This window comes from Alteromonas stellipolaris (genome assembly GCF_001562115.1).
Lineage (GTDB): Bacteria > Pseudomonadota > Gammaproteobacteria > Enterobacterales > Alteromonadaceae > Alteromonas > Alteromonas stellipolaris.
Genome location: NZ_CP013926.1, coordinates 2,486,213 through 2,503,727 on the forward strand (window position 1 = coordinate 2,486,213; position 17,515 = coordinate 2,503,727).

Consider the following 17,515-nt stretch of genomic DNA (forward strand, 5'->3'; position numbering starts at 1 on the left):
GCGAAATTGATAGCAGAAACTATAACGCAGGGATTAGCTCCAGTAAATCGGTAGCCCCAACATCTAGACCACGCTGAGAAAGTAACGTAGTAATTTGCCCGCGGTGATGTGTTTGATGGTTAAATAAGTGCAGTATAAGTTGACCGAAGTTTTTCGTATGTGGCACACCCGCAGTATCTAGAAATGACAAGTCAGTGGTAAGCACTTCGCTTGATAAGGCATTAGCGAAGGCCAAAATAGCCTCATCTACTTTCACTCTTTGCTCGCGTAGTAACCCTATATCCTCAAAAAGTGTTTCATCTAGCTTTTTAGGAAGCGACATTGCCATTACGATGTCTAACTCGCTGAACTTATCAGGATGCTTTGCAAATCGTTGGAGCCAGATAATATCGGCAACCAATATGTGGTTAAGCGTTCCTAAGATAGATCCAAAAAAAGCCCCCACATCTTCATCCAATGCGGCCGGGCTTAATTGCGATGCTGCTGAATATACAGACTCATTCATCCACTGATTGTATTGAGCCATCAATGTGAAGCTATTTTTTAAAGACATAAACGTTCCTAAGACATGTTGCTTCGTTTAGTTAATGCTAGCTTAAGTTCATCTAAGTAACTTTCAAAGGGCTTCCACTGCTGCATGCCAGTTTTATATATAGGCTGGCGTACTTGTTCTGAACTGGGGGTTTTAATTACCCGTTTGGTTTCATAGAACGATAAACACGCTGGTTCAAATGGCAGACCGCAAAAATCAAGAATGCGTTGTACTTGCCCTTCTAAATCATCAAGTACGTCTTCGTGCTGCACGGTTAGAATATGATCCGGCAATACAGAATGCCAGTGGTTCATTAGCTTTTCATATGCGCAATAATAACGGCCAATATCATCTAAGGAATAGCTAAACTCCTGCCCTTCCCCGAATAACTGCTTAAAGCCACTAAAGCAGCAATCCATGGGGTCGCGCCTAGCATCGATGATTTTTGCGTTTGGCAAAATGCGCTTTATGAGGCCAATATGCACAAAGTTATTCGGCATTTTATCGATAAAAAATGGGGCTGACTGGCGATACGCTTGAGTTTGCGCCATGTATTTTTCGCCAAGGGCAATGCATGCTTCATCAGACAAATCAGCAAGATTAAAGGGGTACGCTTTCTTCTGATTACTTAAGCTGGATGCAATGCCTAAAATATCATGTAGCTCCATAGTGCCATCCACCATAGAATGGGATGCCAATATTTGCTCTAGCAAGGTTGAACCTGCCCTCGGCAAGCCAACAATAAAAATGGGGTCTGGCGCATCGCAGCCGCTGAACTCACTCATTAATTCTGCGTCGCAGGCCGATGCTTGGGCTTCAAGCGCCACTTCTGTGCGAGCAATATCAAAGCGATGAGTGCGCTTTTTAAGGTCGTTGCCTTTGTTATAATATTCAAACGCTTTGTCGGGCTGTTTCGCATCTTCAAAGCCTTTCCCTAAGGCAAAGCAAAGGTGAATTCTGTCGTCTAGCTTTGTGGTTTCAAGCGCTTCTTGCTGTTGCATTGCCGTCAAAGCGTTATCATCAAAACGATAGGTTTTCGTATTAGCCAAGCTCCAGTACGCGTCACCAAAATCAGGGGCAAACATGGCGGCTTTCTCGTAAGATGCAATTGCCTCTTTCACATCGCCTTTGGCCTTTAATGCATGGCCTAAAGCAACCCACAGAGCGGGGCGATCTTGCTTATCGGCAAGTAAACGATGATAAATACCAATGGCCTCTTCCAACTCACCAACACCCACTAGCGCATGGGCCAAGCTTACTTTTATGGAAAAGCTTTCTGGCTGCTGTGCTAAGCGCGCTCGCGCCACTTTTGCCGCCTGCGGGAATTTGCCCAGTTTTGCCAGTAACCCTTGGTAAGCCGCTTGGGCTTTATCGTTGTCAGGATAAAGCGCAACACAACTTTCTAATAAAAACTCGGCATCATGGTATACCTTTAACTGCACGCCTAATTCTGCCAATAGCATCATGGCTTCAGGGTGATGCTTGTTTTTGGCTAAAAACTGACGGCATACCTGTTCTGCTTTATGCAACTGGCCTTCGTGCATTAAATCGTGTGCGCCAAGTAATGGTTTGGGTAGACTTTGCAGGAAACTAATATGTTGTTGTGCGAGTGCCAAAGCTTGAGGTTGATTGTCTCGCTTGTATACCGCTTCTAACTGCTGCCATGCGGCAACAAGTGCGGGGTTGAAACGTGTGGCCTGATAAAAGGCGTTGGCTGCCTCGCTGTGGGCGTTTTCACGTAAATAACAGTAGCCCAACTCTTGAAAGCCTCTGCCGTAATCTGGGAATATTTCGACAAGATGTAACAGTGTACTTATTGCGCTTTTAATCTCTCCGGCAAGTCGGTACGCCACTGCCATTACATACATGGCTTCGCGGGTAGCGTCTTCGCTGGGTTTAGCATTGAGAAACTGCTTACTTTGCGCAATAACATGCTGATGATTAGACTGCATCAAACTTTGTTTTAGTGCAGTAAGAGTTTGTTGTTCTTGTGAATTCATAAATACAGCATGCCTAAAAACATAAAAAAACGGCATCCCCTAAGGCATGCCGTTTTAGGTAGGTGTAACATATTACATGAAGTTCAAATTACACCAAAGTCAGATTACATAACTTGTGTTTAGTAGTAATCGTAAGAAAAGCGCACGCCGATGGTACGTGGGCGATTCGTGACTACCTTAGGTGTAAACTGCTGAGTATCAATATTTAATATCGCGCTTTCATCAAACACGTTATCGACATAAAGCTCGGCTTTCCATACCTCGTTAGTTACACCAACGGCTAAGTTAGCCAGCATATAAGACTCTTGTACGTAACGGCCGCCTTCAAATACGTCACCGTTAGAGTCGGTATACGTTACGCCTTCGTAAACGTCTGCATGCTTCTCAATTTTAAGGCCAGAACCTGTGCCGTAAATAAGTTGCGTTGCATCTTCCATTACGTAAGCGTCCATTACCATGCCTGCATAACGGTCGCCGGTGTAGCTTACAGAGCCATTCACGTAACCACGCTTGTCGCCTTCTAATTCGAAGAAGTAACGTGCGTTAATGTTACCAGAGAAGCCAGCAGAGTAAGGAAGTTCAGAGCCTACACCTGCTGCAATGCCTTCTAATTCAGAGTTAACGCTAGTTAATTCAGTATTTAACAAACTGAAAGCAGCGTTAATCACTAAGTCGTCTGTAGCTAACCACGTAATGTCGGCATCTAAACCTTGAATCTCTGCATCACCAACGTTGTCGGTAAATACTAAGAAAGAGATGTTAGTTGGGTCGAAACGTGACGTTTGTAGGTCAGAAATTTCAGAGTAATACGCCGTAGCGTTTACACGTAGTATGCCGTCTAAGAAGTCACCCTTAACACCTAGTTCGTAGTTATCAAGGGTATCTGTGGTTGAGTACACAGGAATACGGAAGTTTTCAAATGCGCCACTTTGGTTTTTCGCCAAACCACCACCAACACGGTTAGTTACCGGAGGACGGAAGCCTTCAGAGTAGTTAGCAAACAATAATAAATCGTCGTTTACTTTCCAATCTAGTGAAAATTTGAAGATAGTATCGTCAACGGTAAGTACACCATCGCTACCTAACAAATCAGTTTCTAGCTGGCCACTAGCAATGGCAGCATTTACTGCATCTGGGTCTAGGCCAACGGCAGCGAGCTCATCTGGGTCAAGTGAACCAAACGCTTGAACACGGCGTGTTACGTCAACAGTAGAGGTTGAACCTGTGTACTTATCATCAATTTGATACCAACGAGCGCCTACACTAGCGGTTAGTGAATCGGTAATGTCGTATTCAAACTGACCAAATACCGCAATTTGCTCAACGGTATGGGTAATGTCGTTAATAAAGCTTATTTCTGATGGGAATGGACCACCGTCGCTATTAATACCGTCGGTACCTACTAACGTTCTTTGTAGGTTGTTAAAGCCGTATTGGGTTAGCTCGCCGTCAGTATTAGCAATTTTGAACTGCCCTACTGTTGCCACTTCTTGGTCATCATAGAACAAACCCGCAGTTACGCGCCAAGGCGTATCCATGGTCGTCACAAAACGAAGCTCGTGAGTAGAACGAGTTGTAGTTGTGTCTTCTCTAAAGTACTTGGTAGGATCTAGGCAGCGCTGATCTTCAGCTTCAACACCAGCCTCATAATGGTTACACACGTAATACGCTGCGAAAGCACCGCCATTAGTGTAGCCCGTGTAATCGGCTAAGGTATCGATTTCACGATCTAAATAACCACCTGTGTACACAAGGTCTAGTTTTTCCAAACGACCTTCTAATGTCCAGGTTGTTAAGCCAAACTCATCTTTGTTTTCTTCTTGAGCAAAACGAAGCGCAGAACTTTCGCCCTCAAGCGTAGGGTCGTAAGCAAATACACCTTCAGTATCTAGTGATTGTTGAGTATGTTGAACCAACAAATCCCAGTCATCATTAAATTCATAAAGTAAACCGAAACGTGCACCCGTGTAGATTGCATCGTTGAAGTCTTCCTCAACAAGCGCATCATTTTGTGGAGATACAACAGATGCTTCTTCGTTCGAGTTAACGCCTGGGCTAGTTACGCGGTTTGCATCCATGGCAACAGGATCAGCAAGTGGGCCGCCAGAGATTCGGTCAATAACTACCGCACTTCCAATGTAACCGCCTTCACCTGGAACGTTCATCACGTTATCAATCCAGCCGCCTTGCTTATCGTTGTAAGCGGCAACACGGAAACCTAGCTTGTCGGTAAGTGGCAAATTAAAGTAAGCCGTTACCGAGTTACTCATTTCACCACCTTTGGTGAAACCAATGTTGGTATCAAAACCAGCACCAAAACTGTTTAGGTCGGGTTTATTCGTGATCAAACGAATTGTACCTGCCTGAGAGCTTGCACCGAACAAAGTACCTTGTGGCCCAGGTAATACTTCAACGCGGGCAACGTCAGTAGCGTACACGTCTAGGTTACGACCGGCCATTGATACAGGCTGTTCATCTACATAGAAAGCAACAGAGGGTTGTAATGCTTGAACTGAAGACAACATGATGTTTGATTGGGTAGTTGCCGCACCACGAATATAAATTTCGTTTTGGCCCGGGCCAGTACCCTGAAACACTACGTTTGGAAGAAATTCAACGTAGTCTTGAAAATTATCAATACCTAAATTTTCGAGTGCTTTACCATTAAGTGCAGTAACGGCGACAGGTACATCTTGGATAGATTCGGCGCGTTTAGTGGCTGTAACTTCTATAGTTTCAAGTTTCGCTGGCGCTTCAGATTCTTGAGCGAGCAACGGTGAAGATGCCAATGCAGCAACGATTGCACAGCTAAGCTGAGTTTTACGCATAATGTGTGTTTTCCCTATTAGGTGATTTTTTATTCTTTGAACTGTGTTTACTTAAAACACTTATCAAAAATATCATTTCTATTAACCCATAAACTAAGATTAATTTCTACTCTAACTATTATTTAATACCTAGAACTTTCGTTTAACGCCGTCATATCGCAATTTTAAAAATCAGCCGCTCCCATTAAGGAATCAGTTCTAATAATTACAATCAAAGTTTATAAAAGTTGTTCCATGCGGTATATTTCAACGTAACAACTCTAATTCGACAGAAAAGAGAAAGGACGAGTACTAGCGTGAGCGAAACTGAGACCACATCACCCTTAAACAAACCCGTGTTTTACACATCTTCTATAATTATAGCCTGCCTGCTCATTTTTGCAGCAGCCTTGCCTGAAACTGCGGATTCACTTTTCAAGACTATTCAAGACGTCATTGTGACAAATGGCAGTTGGTTCTATGTACTTACGGTAGCAATTGTACTGTTATTTGTGGTTTATCTGGGCATGTCTCGCTATGGCGAGATTAAGCTAGGCCCCGACCACGCCGTACCAGAATTTAAGTTCACTACTTGGTTATCTATGCTGTTTGCTGCCGGAATGGGTATTGGGCTTATGTTTTTTGGCGTTGCCGAGCCCCTAATGCACTTTTTAGCACCACCGACTGCACAGGCTGAAAGTATTGATGCTGTGCGCGAAGCAATGAAAACCACCTTTTTCCATTGGGGTGTTCATGCTTGGGCAATTTATGCTGTGGTGGCTTTAATATTGGCCTATTTTGCGTATCGCCAGAACCTACCACTAACGCTGCGCTCTGCGCTTTATCCGCTAATTGGCGACAGAATTTACGGCTGGCCTGGTCATGTTGTCGATATTTTTGCGGTTACTTCTACCGTATTTGGTGTTTCAACATCACTAGGCTTAGGTGCATCACAAGTTAATGCCGGCTTCAATTACTTATTCGGCTTGCCTTCAAATACCACCGTTCAAATTATGATTATGGCGGGGGTTATTGGTTTAGCCGTCATCTCTGTGGCAACTGGGTTAGATAAAGGCATTCGTATTTTGTCTGAAACCAACATGGTTTTAGCCATTTTACTGCTTCTTATTGTTCTAATATTAGGGCCAACAGTATTCTTGCTTCAAGCCTACATGCAAAATACGGGGGCTTACCTATCTGATTTAGTTAGAAATACCTTCAACTTATTCGCCTATGACAAAACCGATTGGATTGGTGGCTGGACCATCTTTTATTGGGGCTGGTGGTTAGCATGGGCACCATTCGTAGGTCTGTTCATTGCACGTATCTCATACGGCCGTAGCATTCGTGAATTCATCATGGGCGTATTACTTATCCCTTCTGCCTTCACGCTTTTCTGGATGACCGTTTTTGGTAATGGCGCCATCGACCAAGTGTTAGTACATGGTAAGGATATATTAGCCACCATGGTCAACGAGGATAGTGCAGTCGCCCTATTCGTGTTCTTAGAGCAGTTCCCATTCTCGTCGATATTAAGCTTTATTGCCGTCATAATGGTGATAGTGTTCTTTGTAACATCGTGCGATTCTGGCGCAATGGTAGTAGACATGCTTTGTTCACATGGTAGAAACGACACGCCATTGTGGCAGCGAATTTACTGGGCCGTTGGTGTTGGTGTGGTAAGTGCCGTTTTACTTTATGCTGGTGGTTTGGGGGCACTTCAAACCATGACAATTGCCTCGGCGCTGCCCTTCGCAATCGTGTTGCTTATAGCGATTGCAGGACTATTGAAAGCACTACGAGTAGAAGCGTATAAACGTGAAAGCTTACAAGTGCTAGCCGGTACGCCGCAGCATAACGATGGCGATAAGAACTGGAAAGACCGATTAGAAAACATTGTGACTATCCCAGATGAAAATGCCGTTAGACGCTATATGCAAAAAATTGTTAAGCCTGCCATGTCTGAAGTAGGTAAAGAGTTTGAAACTCAGCAATTTGAAATTTTGATTGATGAAACCGATGAATCGCTAATGCTAACGGTAACCATGGGTAGCGACCCTGATTTTGTATACGCAGTATACCCATCTGCCACTCATCAGCCAGAATTTGGTCCAAGTGAGCTACAAGAGGTAGACGAAGGCGAAAAGCCAACGTACTATCGCGCAGAAGTTCATTTAAGTGAAGGTGGTCAGAACTACGATATTATGGGATGGTCGAAAATCTCAGTGATTAATGACGTAATTGATCAGTTTCAGAAGCATCAACACTTTATCCATTTGCTTAAGTAGCTTGGGTTAGGGTTGCAGATTTATTAGGAATAAAATGCGAAAAGAAGAAGAATTGTTGGTTGCACTACGGCGCGTGATCCGCGCCGTAGATTTACGCAGCAAGCAATTGAGCAAGCATGTTGGGCTAACAGGCCCACAACTGTTAGTAATGCAAAATATTCAGGAGAAGCCTGGAATTATGGTGCGAGAAATCGCTGAAAACATAAATCTAAGCCCTGCCACCATTACTAATATTCTTGATCGCCTTGAGGGCAGAGATTTAGCAACCCGCATTCGAAGTACGCAAGATAAGCGTAAAGTAGGCGTTTTCCTTACTGAGAAAGGAAAAGTGGCAGTTGTTAATGCTCCTCGCCCACTGCAAGAACACTTCGTGGAACGCTTCTCGCAGTTAAAAGAATGGGAGCAAAGCCAGATGGTGGCTACCGTTCAGCGAATTGCAAGTATGATGGATGCAGAAGATATTGACGCATCACCGTTCCTTGAACTTGGCAGTATTTCGGAAAAACCTAACTAAGTGTAGTGAAGACTGTTTGGGTTAATTGGCTCACGCAGAACTTACGATAAAACGAAACAAAACAGCCAGCTTATGCTGGCTGTTTTTTTGCATCCATAAAAATTTTGTAGCAAGAGCACGAAAAGTCTATTTTTTGGGCTTTAATCTAGTTTTAAATTAGAGCTTGAGTCAGATTGCTTATCTGTTTGTTTATCTGCAGCTTTCAAAGGGTTTACCCGGCCACCAGTAACTTTATCGGCGCGGCCCTCTTCTTTGGCTTTCTCGGCACGGCGTTTTCTTATTTCTTTCGGGTCGGCAATAAGCGGGCGGTATATCTCAATTCGGTCGCCATCTTTTACCGTATCACGTAACTTAACTACCCTGCTCCATATGCCCACCTTGGTGCTAGATAAATCGATGTCTGGGTATTCGTTGAGCAGATTCGATGCTTGAATTACTTCTTCTACGGTTGCGCCTTCTTTTATCGCAACATCAACCAAAGATTGCTTAGTAGGAAGTGCATAAGCCACTTCGATTTGCATTAAGCCTTCACTCACGCGTAAACACTCCTAGCACGTTCAGTAAACGCAACAACCATATTGGCCGCCAAATTGTTGAAGATTTTGCCAAATGCCATTTCTACTAATTTATTGGTAAATTCAAACTCAAGGTTTAGCTCAATTTTACAAGCTTCGTCTGATAACGCAGAAAATGTCCATCCGCCGGTTAAATAGCGAAACGGCCCATCGACAAGCTGCATATCAATACGCTTTCCAGGTTCAAGTTCGTTATGGGTAGTGAACCATTGTTTAATGCCTGCCTTTGCTACTAGCAATGAGGCTTTCATATTTTCGCCAGATGCTTCTAGAACCTTGCTGTCTCGACAACCTGGTAGAAACTGCGGATAGGCCGCAACATCGTTCACCAAGTCGAACATAGCCTGGGCGCTGTGTGCTACCAATGCACTGCGTTGTATACTCGCCATGTACTTCACTATATAAATATCGAAAGGCGCATTATATCATAGAAAAAATACCACAGAAAAAACCCTTCACTCATCTTCGCTTTTTCCGTTTCGCCCCCACATCGCTCTGTAAGGTTACAATACCCTCGCGTTATTAAGTGAGCGCTTGAGTGAACACTAAATATTAGTAAATGAACTAATAAATATTGTGATGGGTATACAGACATTCATACAGCAATCAGTATAATAGCGAGCATGAAAAAGAATAAAGCCAACAAAAACACCACAGGTACTATCGCGTTAAACAAGAAAGCGCGTCACGACTATTTCCTAGAGGACAAATTTGAAGCCGGTATTCAGCTTCAAGGCTGGGAAATTAAAAGTATTCGCTCAGGTAAAGTTAACATTTCCGATTGCTATGTGATTATTCAAAATGCCGAAGCATATTTGGTAGGTTGTCGCATAAGCCCGTTAAACCAAGCATCTACTCACGTTGTGTGTGAACCCGAGCGTGCGCGTAAATTGTTATTGAAAAAGCGCGAACTAGACCGACTTATGGGCGCAAGAGACCGACAAGGTTACTCTATTGTGGCCACTGCCATGTATTGGAAAAAATGCTGGGTTAAGTTAGAAATCAATCTTGCCAAAGGTAAGCATGAACGAGACAAACGAGACTCATTAAAAGATCAAGACTGGCAACGTCAGAAAGAAAGAATGATGAAACACAGCGTTTAACGCTGTGTTTTACTTTTAGCTGCACGTTATTTGTTCAGCTGGCCTGCACTAACATGACTGGTGCTAACGGTTTTATCACTGTTACTTGACTGATTAGTAAGCTGTACACTACCGTTTTTAGCATTAACATCACGCTTGGTCATCGACTTGCGATGCATCATATCAAGTACCAAACTCCACAATGGCGAAGGCGAACGTAAGGTAGTTAAGTTATTACCTAAGCGCCTAAGCTGACGACGAACCATGGCCATATTTGCTAAGCTGGCTAACGATTTATCTTTCCACGTACAATGCGGAATAACACCCGAATAACGCCATTCCTGCTGCCACTTCTTCGCTAAATCGGGCGTAATGGCCAAAGCACTAGCTAACCCCACTAATGAACAACCTTGTTGAATGACTTTTTCGGCAACTTCAGCCCGCTTAATACCCCCCGTTGTCATTAAAGGAATATCGGTTTTAGTTTCAAGGCTGTGGGCAAACTCTAAGAAGTAAGCTTCACGTGCAAGGGTAGTATCGTCTCGGGTTTGCCCTTGCATAGCAGGCGCTTCGTAACTGCCACCTGACAATTCCACCACATCAACACCTAACGCTTCTAAACGGCGTACTACTTCACAGGCATCATCAAAACTAAACCCGTTGCGCTGAAAATCAGCAGAATTAAGTTTAACCATAACAATAAAGCCACTTGGGCATACCGCACGAATTTGACTAACAATATTAATTAGCAAACGGGCACGGTTAATAATGGAACCGCCCCACTCGTCTTGCCGCTGATTAGTAAGCGGCGATAAAAACTGTGTAAGTAGATACCCGTGCGCCGCATGAATTTCCACGCCATCAAACCCAGCTTTTTGAGCTTGCACTGCGGTTTCAACAAAGCGTTTGCACACATCATGAATATCTTGGCAGGTCATTTCTTTTGGCACGGCGAACAATTTTGAGTGCTTACCCATATCAAGCGGCACCGCCGAAGGTGCAATTGCTTTGCCTTGCATAGCTTTAAATACCTGACGACCAGGGTGATTAATTTGCATCACCGCCAGCGCACCATTTGATTTGATAATTTTAGCCCAGCGCTCGAAAGGTTCTAAGGGGGAGTTTTTATCTAACACAACGCCACCCGGACCCGTCATCGATTCACGATCGACCATAACGTTCCCCGTAATGATCATGCCCAAATTACCATGCGCCCAATATCGATAAAGGGTGTACAGTGCACTGCCAGGTAGACTGCCAGCGCTCGACATGTTCTCTTCCATCGCTGCTTTTACAAGGCGATTACGTACCACTACCCCGCAAGGTAAGGTATAAGGCGTATAAATTATTGAGTCAGATGACATTAGCACTTCAAATGTAATTTTAAGCCGGTACACTTTAATGCTTATTGACGATAAATGCATCTTTTGAAAGCAAAATATAAAGAAATCATTTAACCGCAAGCTAGTTATGTTATACTGCGCTTTCACACTCGGGGCTGATTAGGATTCGACAGGATCTTGGAAGCCGGAGGTGCATGCAGAGGTGCGGCTGGCCTCTTAAAAAAGCCGCATACAAATAGTCGCAAACGACGAAAACTACGCACTAGCCGCTTAATAACCGGTATAGGCCCTTCCACCACAGCTTTGTTTGCTAGCGTGGATTCGGAAGGTCATCCAAGCAAACTAGCGAGGGAAACTCTCCTGAGGTTGAACCGCGAAATAGTATCGGGACAGCTACCAAGAACCCTGTTTGTCGGGGTCTAAAGTAGTTAAAGAAAAGACAAACTAAGCATGTAGTACCAAAGGTAGACATTTTCTGGACGCGGGTTCAAATCCCGCCAGCTCCACCAATTCGCAAAAAGCCCCTTTTTAGGGGCTTTTTGCTATCTAGCCCACTATGTTCAAATTAGCCTCTACGGCGTTGAGCTAAGCTTTATCAAACCATTACCTTAGGCTCTAGACAAGGATCGGACATTTAACGCTCCCTTTAGCCGCAGATGGTATCTGGCAGCTTTTTATTATTGTTTGAGTGATAGCGAGTAACGCAAGAATCTTGCTATACCTGCTTTCATGGTGGAAGTGCTTGTTATATTTTTACAGGGATTTCCCAAGTTCTTTTTATATTTTGCATTGATTCAACAAACTCGAAACTAGCCTCCCAAAAATATTTATTTTCTGAGAAGAACCCTTTGTTTGTCGGCTTCTTGTCGTGCGGGATAGTGAAACTAAACTCCAAGATGGTTGTGTCGTCTACATGATTAATCTTTGTTATTGTATTTGACTCCCAAACTTTGTCTTTTCGGCTCCCATCGCCAACCGTTTTTCTGCGCCGCCATAGAGTGATTGTTATTTCTTTAACACTATTAAAGTTTGGCTTACCAATTTCAATAGAACCTTTAAACTCCTCACCAATTGCGCAGAATGATGGCGTTAACGTTAATGGAGTTTTGCCCAACTTATAAAATTTTCGCTTTTGATAAGTTCCTATCGTCAATAAGAGAATAGAGAACGAGATAAAAAAGCCAGAAAATAAGTATGTAGCAGGTGGGTTTGTGTCAGTTGATATACAAAGAAGGGTAATTGCAGGCAGCAATAGAACGATACCGAAAATTTGAATAAAAATGCCATCCGTGCTCTCTTGACTGCGTATAACTCTATTAATTGCATCCACAAATATTACTCCTTCATAAATAGCCATCGCCAAAATCGATGATAATGCTTCGCTGCGAAGCGAAACCGAGCCAGGCGCTGCGCCTCATTATTTAAACAACTAATAACAACTCAATTAACATTTCCCATCGTACGACGAACAACCATATTATCAAGATGAAATGCCGAACTAATTTTTAACAGGTTAAATATCGCACTAACAGACTAGTACTTGGCTTATTCGATTAAGAAGCTAAATTTCTGAAGCTTTACATCCAAAGATTTGTCGCACAAAAATCATTCAAACGAATCAAAATTTGACCAACCGCTTATTTAACACCCAATGAATTTTCAATTTTCTACCAAAAATGTCGCACATAAGAAAAACCTACTATTTAAATAAAAATCAACAATAAGTTAATAGTTCCAAAAGGGTTATTCATTTCATCGTAAAAAATTGATCTCGCCTACTCATGCTCATTAGAATGCGCGCCCTCTTAGACAAAAGTATTAATTTGCACATAAATTAACCTTTTAAGGCTTGCCTAAAATTTGGCCTTATTTGATAACAAGTACGAAAATTTAATTTACCAGGAACACACATGAAAAATATTGCAACTGCTGTTCGGTTAGCACTGGCTGGAAGCGTCGCGTTGACCTCCGGCAACGTATTGGCGCAAGACTCTGCGACCAGTGGCGCCGATGTCGAAAAAATTCAAGTTACAGGTTCACGTATTTCTCGTCAGGGCGCAATTGCACCTTCGCCGGTTACCGCTATTTCTGGCGAATCACTGCTTAACTCAGGTGCGATGAACATTGGTGAGGTGCTTAATGAACTGCCCTCTCTAGCTAACACGTATTCGCTTGGTAACTCAGGGCAATTTATTGGTACTGCGGGCCTAAACATTTTAGATCTCCGCGGTATGGGTACAGACCGCACACTGGTATTGGTTGACGGTAAACGCCACGTATCCTCATCAGCAGGCACAGCCGCAGTTGATACGAACACGATCCCAACTTCATGGATTGAGCGTGTTGAAATTGTAACGGGTGGTGCATCTGCTGTTTACGGTGCCGACGCGGTTACCGGTGTAGTTAACTTCATTCTTAAAAAGAATATTGAAGGGTTCGACATTAGCGCAACCCAAGGTTTTGCGCAGGAAAACGGCTATAAAAACGATAAATATCAGGCGTCTTACGGTTTCAACTTCGACAACGACCGCGGTAACATCGCTTTTGCAGCTGAATATAGCTCGCAAGAATCGTTAGATGCTCTAGATAACCCGTGGACTGCCACGTCTTATCGTAACATGAGTTTTGAAAGCATCATGGGTTACGAGCGCAGTGAAGACCAGCTAGATTCAACCGCATACCCTGATGATATCTACACGGCTAACGCCGGTTACTACGTATTAAATAACGCAGGTGTGTTCGGTGGTGGAACTCAAACTTTTAACGCTGACGGCTCACTTAAAGACATTTATACTGGCAATCAAGTAGACGGCGTTTTCTGCGCTAACTGCGACTTTTTCAACCTTCGCCAGTTCACGCAACTACAGCCTGAGTTTGACCGTACTAACCTAAATGTTAAAGGTAACTACAAACTAAACGACGACACCACCGTTTACGCGCAAGCTAAATACGCCCGTACTCGCGCCATTTCTATGGGCCAGCCTGCTTTCTTCTTCTATAGCGATGAAACGACTATCTCTCGAAACAACGCATTTCTAGACGACAGCGTTGCTGAGTACATGGACGCAAACGGCCTTGATACTATTCAGCTTAACCGCATGATGACCGATTTAGGCCGTCGTACTGAAGCAGACGAGCGTGAAACTTATCGCTACGTGCTTGGTGTGGAAGGCTACATCAACGATGAATGGAACTACGAAGCGTTTGTAAACTACGGCAAAACAGAACTAGAGCGTGAAAATCGCAATAACCTTATTTTGCAAAACTTCTATAATGCGATAGACGCAATTGAAGATGACAATGGCAATATTGTTTGTGCATCAGGCAGTGCTGATGGCTGTGTTCCGCTTAACATTATGGGTTACGGCCAGCCTTCACAAGAAGCGATTAATTATGTGAATACCACATCGGTGGGTAACAGCACAATTGAACAGTACAACGCTGGCGCGACGATTGCTAACTCTGGTATTTATGAGTTACCAGCGGGCTACGTAGGGTTTGCCGCAGGTGTAGAATATCGCAAAGAGAAAAGCGAAATTAAAGAGCCTAATAATGCGGTTGGCACCTTCTTCAACGTTCTTGGCGAAGATAAAGGTGAGTATGACGTATCTGAAGTATTTACAGAACTTACTATACCGCTACTTGAAGGTCTTCCAGGCGTAGATATGCTGACGTTCGACACGGCCGCGCGTATTGCTAACTATTCGTCTATTGGTAATGCAAAGAGCTGGAAGCTTGGTCTAGATTGGCAGGTATTCGAAGATTTACGTGTAAGAGCAACTAAATCATCAGCCCTTCGCGCACCAAATATTAGCGAACTATACGGCGAAGCTAGCCAAACGTTCTTCAACGTTGACGACCCATGCCGTACAGACAACCTAGATAACCTTGCTAACGCCGACCAGCGTATCGCAAACTGCAATGCATTAGGCGTTCCAGCAGATTTCAACTCTGAGTATGATTCAGCCACGTTGGAAGGTGTAAATGGTGGTAACATTGACCTTCAAGCAGAGCAATCTATCTCTAAAACACTAGGTTTGGTTTACACACCTGGTTGGTTCAAAGGCTTTACTGCTACTGTCGACTATTGGGAAATTGAACTTACCGACGCGATTACCAGCATAGATGGTCAAACGATTCTTGATCGTTGCGTAGACTCTGAAACAGGTATCGATAACCCTTATTGCGGCCTTATCGACCGTGATTCAGTAACAGGTGAAATCACACAAATTCGCAGTTATGCGTTGAACATTGCAGGCCAAGAAGCAAAGGGTGTAGATTTCGAACTAGGCTACGACTTTGATGCGCTAGAAGGTGCCTTTCGTACTAGCCTGATCGCAACCTACCTTAAAGATCGCAAAGAGTTCCCATTCCAAGATAACCCAGACCTATTTTACCAATACGCGGGCACTGCCGGTGAGTCTGATTGGCAAGGTGTATTTACGCTTAATTACAGCCGCGGTGACTGGGAAGCAAGTTGGAAAACTCGCTACATTGAACGTGCGAGCCTTTACGACAATCAAGAGTTAGCGCTCAACCCTAACCCGAGTAATCGTATGGAACTGCCATCATATGCAGTTACTGACGTGACCGCAGGTTACAACTTCGCAAACGGCGTGAGCCTAACCGTGGGTATTGATAACCTATTTAACCGTGCACTGCCTACAGGTACCACTGGTACTGGTTTAAACGATGCTACATACGACAACATCGGCCGCTTTGGTTATGTAACCGTAGCTTATAAAATGTAATTTTCTTTTTATAAGATAAAGACAAAAACCGGCGTTTCTTCGCCGGTTTTTTTATAGGTAACTCACGCAGCTTAGAATTTGGCCGATAAAACTAGGCAATCTGTGGCGCTAGCAATAGAAATGTAATGCTTTAGTAGCGTATAATCGCCGCATAATAAAAAGCCGTTATTCAATTTTGCTGCCTGTTTTCGTTTTGTTTACTAGGCCGCTTTGATTCAAAACATCCCTACTACACCAAATTTTTATCAAGTTGCCATATTGAAGGTTAGCGTAGATTCGCTACCTATTTATATTGCACAATTTCTCAAAACGTATTTGTTATTGATGGGCCTGCATACTTCACATAATTGGTCGCCATCAAATCTATAAGGTATTTATGTCTGTATCACCTTCAAACCGAAGCACTGTAATTTGGCCTATGTTAGTGATGGCCCTTGGCACATTTGTTTTAGGGCTAACAGAGTTTTCATCTATGTCGATGTTGCCTCTTATCGCTGAGACTTATGCTGTCACTCCATCAATGGCCGGCAATGTAATAAGCGGCTATGCCATTGGTGTGGTCATTGGGGCACCTTCGTTTATGTTACTCACCAATAAAACTAACCGTCGCACTGCATTAATTATCTTTGCAGCAATGATGTGTATAGCTAATGGCTTAAGTGCTATCGCTTCAAGCTTGCCAGAGTTAGTGTTTTATCGCGTATTGTCTGGGTTACCCCACGGCGCTTATTTCGGCACCGCGTTGTTAATTGCCGCTAGTATGGCGCCTACTGGAAAACGCGCCAGCTATATGTCGATGGTATTTGCTGGCTTAACTATTGCCACAATCGTTGGTGTGCCCATGGCTACCTTGATTGGGCAGAATATGAGTTGGCGCGTGTGTATGGCTATAGTGGCGGTGCTTGCGCTCATCACCATTGCGCTTATTTATCTGTTCGTACCTAGTAGCCCGGTGACCACTCCAACGAACTTACGAGAGGAGTTTGGCGTACTTAAGAACAAACTTGTATGGTCAATTTCAGGCATCATATTCGTGGGTTTTGGTGGCGTTTTTTGTATTTATACTTACCTTGCCGATACCATATTAAACGTGACTCACTCACCAGAAGTAACTATTTCGGTAGCCATGATGATGTTCGGTATTGGTACCACTATCGGAAACTGGTTTATTAGTAAACTTGCTGATAAATCCCCTCTTCGCACCACAGGTATAGCATTACTATGTAGTGTTGGCGTAGCTGTTATGTATGTATTTGCGGCGAGCAATATTTGGTGGCTATACCTTACCGTATTCCTACTAGGCGCAAGCGTTGGCTTAGCCGCTGTTATTCAGTCGATGTTGTTAGATGTTTCACCCACGGGACATGCAATGATAGGCGCTCTCGTGCAATGCGCGTTTAATACGGCGAATGCCATTGGCCCAATGTTAGGTGGTGCTTTGTTGGCATCTGGCGCTAGTTTCAACGAAACCGGCTACGCATCGGCAATGCTGTTCTTTGGTGGTTTTATCATGTGGGCGCTTAGTTATTTACAACTGCGTAATCGCAATCCTGCCCTTGCTACTAGTTAAAAGACAAAGGGAGCAGAGTACATTTGTTTTATTAATGTACTCTGCTACTACTT

Annotated in this window: 12 protein-coding genes and 1 other RNA gene; 6 read left to right on the top strand and 7 right to left on the bottom strand. The window is 43.7% G+C overall.

Translation table 11 applies throughout. The annotated features are described in order from the left end of the window. Positions 1 to 19: 19 nt before the first annotated feature. The 3 genes from AVL57_RS10570 to AVL57_RS10580 all read right to left on the bottom strand — a co-directional run bounded on the left by AVL57_RS10570 (position 20) and on the right by AVL57_RS10580 (position 5,360). Positions 20 to 553 carry a DinB family protein gene (locus tag AVL57_RS10570; protein WP_057791566.1) on the bottom strand — a complete coding sequence of 178 codons (534 nt, stop codon included), beginning with the start codon at positions 551 to 553 and terminating at the stop codon, positions 20 to 22. 8 nt (positions 554 to 561) lie between these two features. Next, positions 562 to 2,532 (bottom strand): tetratricopeptide repeat-containing sulfotransferase family protein, encoded by a 1,971-nt coding sequence (locus tag AVL57_RS10575; RefSeq protein WP_057791564.1) that lies wholly within the window; start codon positions 2,530 to 2,532, stop codon positions 562 to 564. Positions 2,533 to 2,651: 119 nt separating this feature from the next. Continuing rightward, positions 2,652 to 5,360, bottom strand: a complete 2,709-nt coding sequence (locus AVL57_RS10580; RefSeq protein ID WP_057791562.1) for a TonB-dependent receptor — start codon at positions 5,358 to 5,360, stop codon at positions 2,652 to 2,654. A gap of 296 nt (positions 5,361 to 5,656) precedes the next feature. Here AVL57_RS10580 and AVL57_RS10585 point away from each other — a divergent pair, with 296 nt between their 5' ends. Together AVL57_RS10585 and AVL57_RS10590 are read left to right on the top strand one after the other, a co-directional pair. Continuing rightward, on the top strand, positions 5,657 to 7,627 hold the full coding sequence (locus tag AVL57_RS10585; RefSeq protein WP_057791560.1) for a BCCT family transporter: 1,971 nt from the start codon (positions 5,657 to 5,659) through the stop codon (positions 7,625 to 7,627). A gap of 34 nt (positions 7,628 to 7,661) precedes the next feature. Beyond that, positions 7,662 to 8,141 carry a MarR family winged helix-turn-helix transcriptional regulator gene (locus AVL57_RS10590; protein ID WP_057791558.1) on the top strand — a complete coding sequence of 160 codons (480 nt, stop codon included), beginning with the start codon at positions 7,662 to 7,664 and terminating at the stop codon, positions 8,139 to 8,141. Positions 8,142 to 8,281: 140 nt separating this feature from the next. Here the strand turns inward: AVL57_RS10590 and AVL57_RS10595 are convergent, their stop codons facing one another. Then, on the bottom strand, positions 8,282 to 8,662 hold the full coding sequence (locus tag AVL57_RS10595) for an RnfH family protein (protein ID WP_057796109.1): 381 nt from the start codon (positions 8,660 to 8,662) through the stop codon (positions 8,282 to 8,284). Between the two features lie 11 nt (positions 8,663 to 8,673). Next, positions 8,674 to 9,105: a type II toxin-antitoxin system RatA family toxin gene (locus AVL57_RS10600; protein ID WP_013783879.1), complete on the bottom strand. Its 432-nt coding sequence runs from the start codon at positions 9,103 to 9,105 to the stop codon at positions 8,674 to 8,676. Between the two features lie 234 nt (positions 9,106 to 9,339). Here AVL57_RS10600 and smpB point away from each other — a divergent pair, with 234 nt between their 5' ends. Then, entirely contained in the window at positions 9,340 to 9,819 is a 480-nt protein-coding gene (smpB, locus tag AVL57_RS10605) for an SsrA-binding protein SmpB (protein ID WP_057791556.1), read from the top strand. Positions 9,820 to 9,845: 26 nt separating this feature from the next. Here the strand turns inward: smpB and AVL57_RS10610 are convergent, their stop codons facing one another. Then, entirely contained in the window at positions 9,846 to 11,162 is a 1,317-nt protein-coding gene (locus tag AVL57_RS10610) for an NADH:flavin oxidoreductase/NADH oxidase family protein (protein ID WP_232363278.1), read from the bottom strand. A gap of 130 nt (positions 11,163 to 11,292) precedes the next feature. Here AVL57_RS10610 and ssrA point away from each other — a divergent pair. After that, positions 11,293 to 11,650, top strand: a transfer-messenger RNA (tmRNA) gene (gene ssrA, locus AVL57_RS10615). Between the two features lie 236 nt (positions 11,651 to 11,886). Here ssrA and AVL57_RS10620 read toward each other — a convergent pair. Continuing rightward, entirely contained in the window at positions 11,887 to 12,471 is a 585-nt protein-coding gene (locus tag AVL57_RS10620) for a hypothetical protein (RefSeq protein WP_057791552.1), read from the bottom strand. A gap of 580 nt (positions 12,472 to 13,051) precedes the next feature. Between AVL57_RS10620 and AVL57_RS10625 the strand changes: the two genes are divergently transcribed. Further along, the gene (locus tag AVL57_RS10625; protein ID WP_057791549.1) at positions 13,052 to 15,892 is read left to right on the top strand and encodes a TonB-dependent receptor domain-containing protein; all 2,841 of its coding nucleotides are present in this window, start codon (positions 13,052 to 13,054) and stop codon (positions 15,890 to 15,892) included. Positions 15,893 to 16,268: 376 nt separating this feature from the next. Beyond that, on the top strand, positions 16,269 to 17,462 hold the full coding sequence (locus AVL57_RS10630; protein WP_057791547.1) for an MFS transporter: 1,194 nt from the start codon (positions 16,269 to 16,271) through the stop codon (positions 17,460 to 17,462). The last annotated feature ends 53 nt before the right edge of the window (positions 17,463 to 17,515 follow it).

Bases quoted from the DNA above. Each gene is read 5' to 3' on its own strand.
- AVL57_RS10610 (WP_232363278.1), bottom strand. From the start codon at position 11,162: ATGTCATCTGACTCAATAATTTATACGCCTTATACCTTACCTTGCGGG.
- AVL57_RS10580 (WP_057791562.1), bottom strand. From the start codon at position 5,360: ATGCGTAAAACTCAGCTTAGCTGTGCAATCGTTGCTGCATTGGCATCT.
- AVL57_RS10600 (WP_013783879.1), bottom strand. From the start codon at position 9,105: ATGGCGAGTATACAACGCAGTGCATTGGTAGCACACAGCGCCCAGGCT.
- AVL57_RS10595 (WP_057796109.1), bottom strand. From the start codon at position 8,662: ATGCAAATCGAAGTGGCTTATGCACTTCCTACTAAGCAATCTTTGGTT.
- smpB (WP_057791556.1), top strand. From the start codon at position 9,340: ATGAAAAAGAATAAAGCCAACAAAAACACCACAGGTACTATCGCGTTA.
- AVL57_RS10625 (WP_057791549.1), top strand. From the start codon at position 13,052: ATGAAAAATATTGCAACTGCTGTTCGGTTAGCACTGGCTGGAAGCGTC.
- AVL57_RS10630 (WP_057791547.1), top strand. From the start codon at position 16,269: ATGTCTGTATCACCTTCAAACCGAAGCACTGTAATTTGGCCTATGTTA.
- AVL57_RS10575 (WP_057791564.1), bottom strand. From the start codon at position 2,532: ATGAATTCACAAGAACAACAAACTCTTACTGCACTAAAACAAAGTTTG.
- AVL57_RS10570 (WP_057791566.1), bottom strand. From the start codon at position 553: ATGTCTTTAAAAAATAGCTTCACATTGATGGCTCAATACAATCAGTGG.
- AVL57_RS10590 (WP_057791558.1), top strand. From the start codon at position 7,662: ATGCGAAAAGAAGAAGAATTGTTGGTTGCACTACGGCGCGTGATCCGC.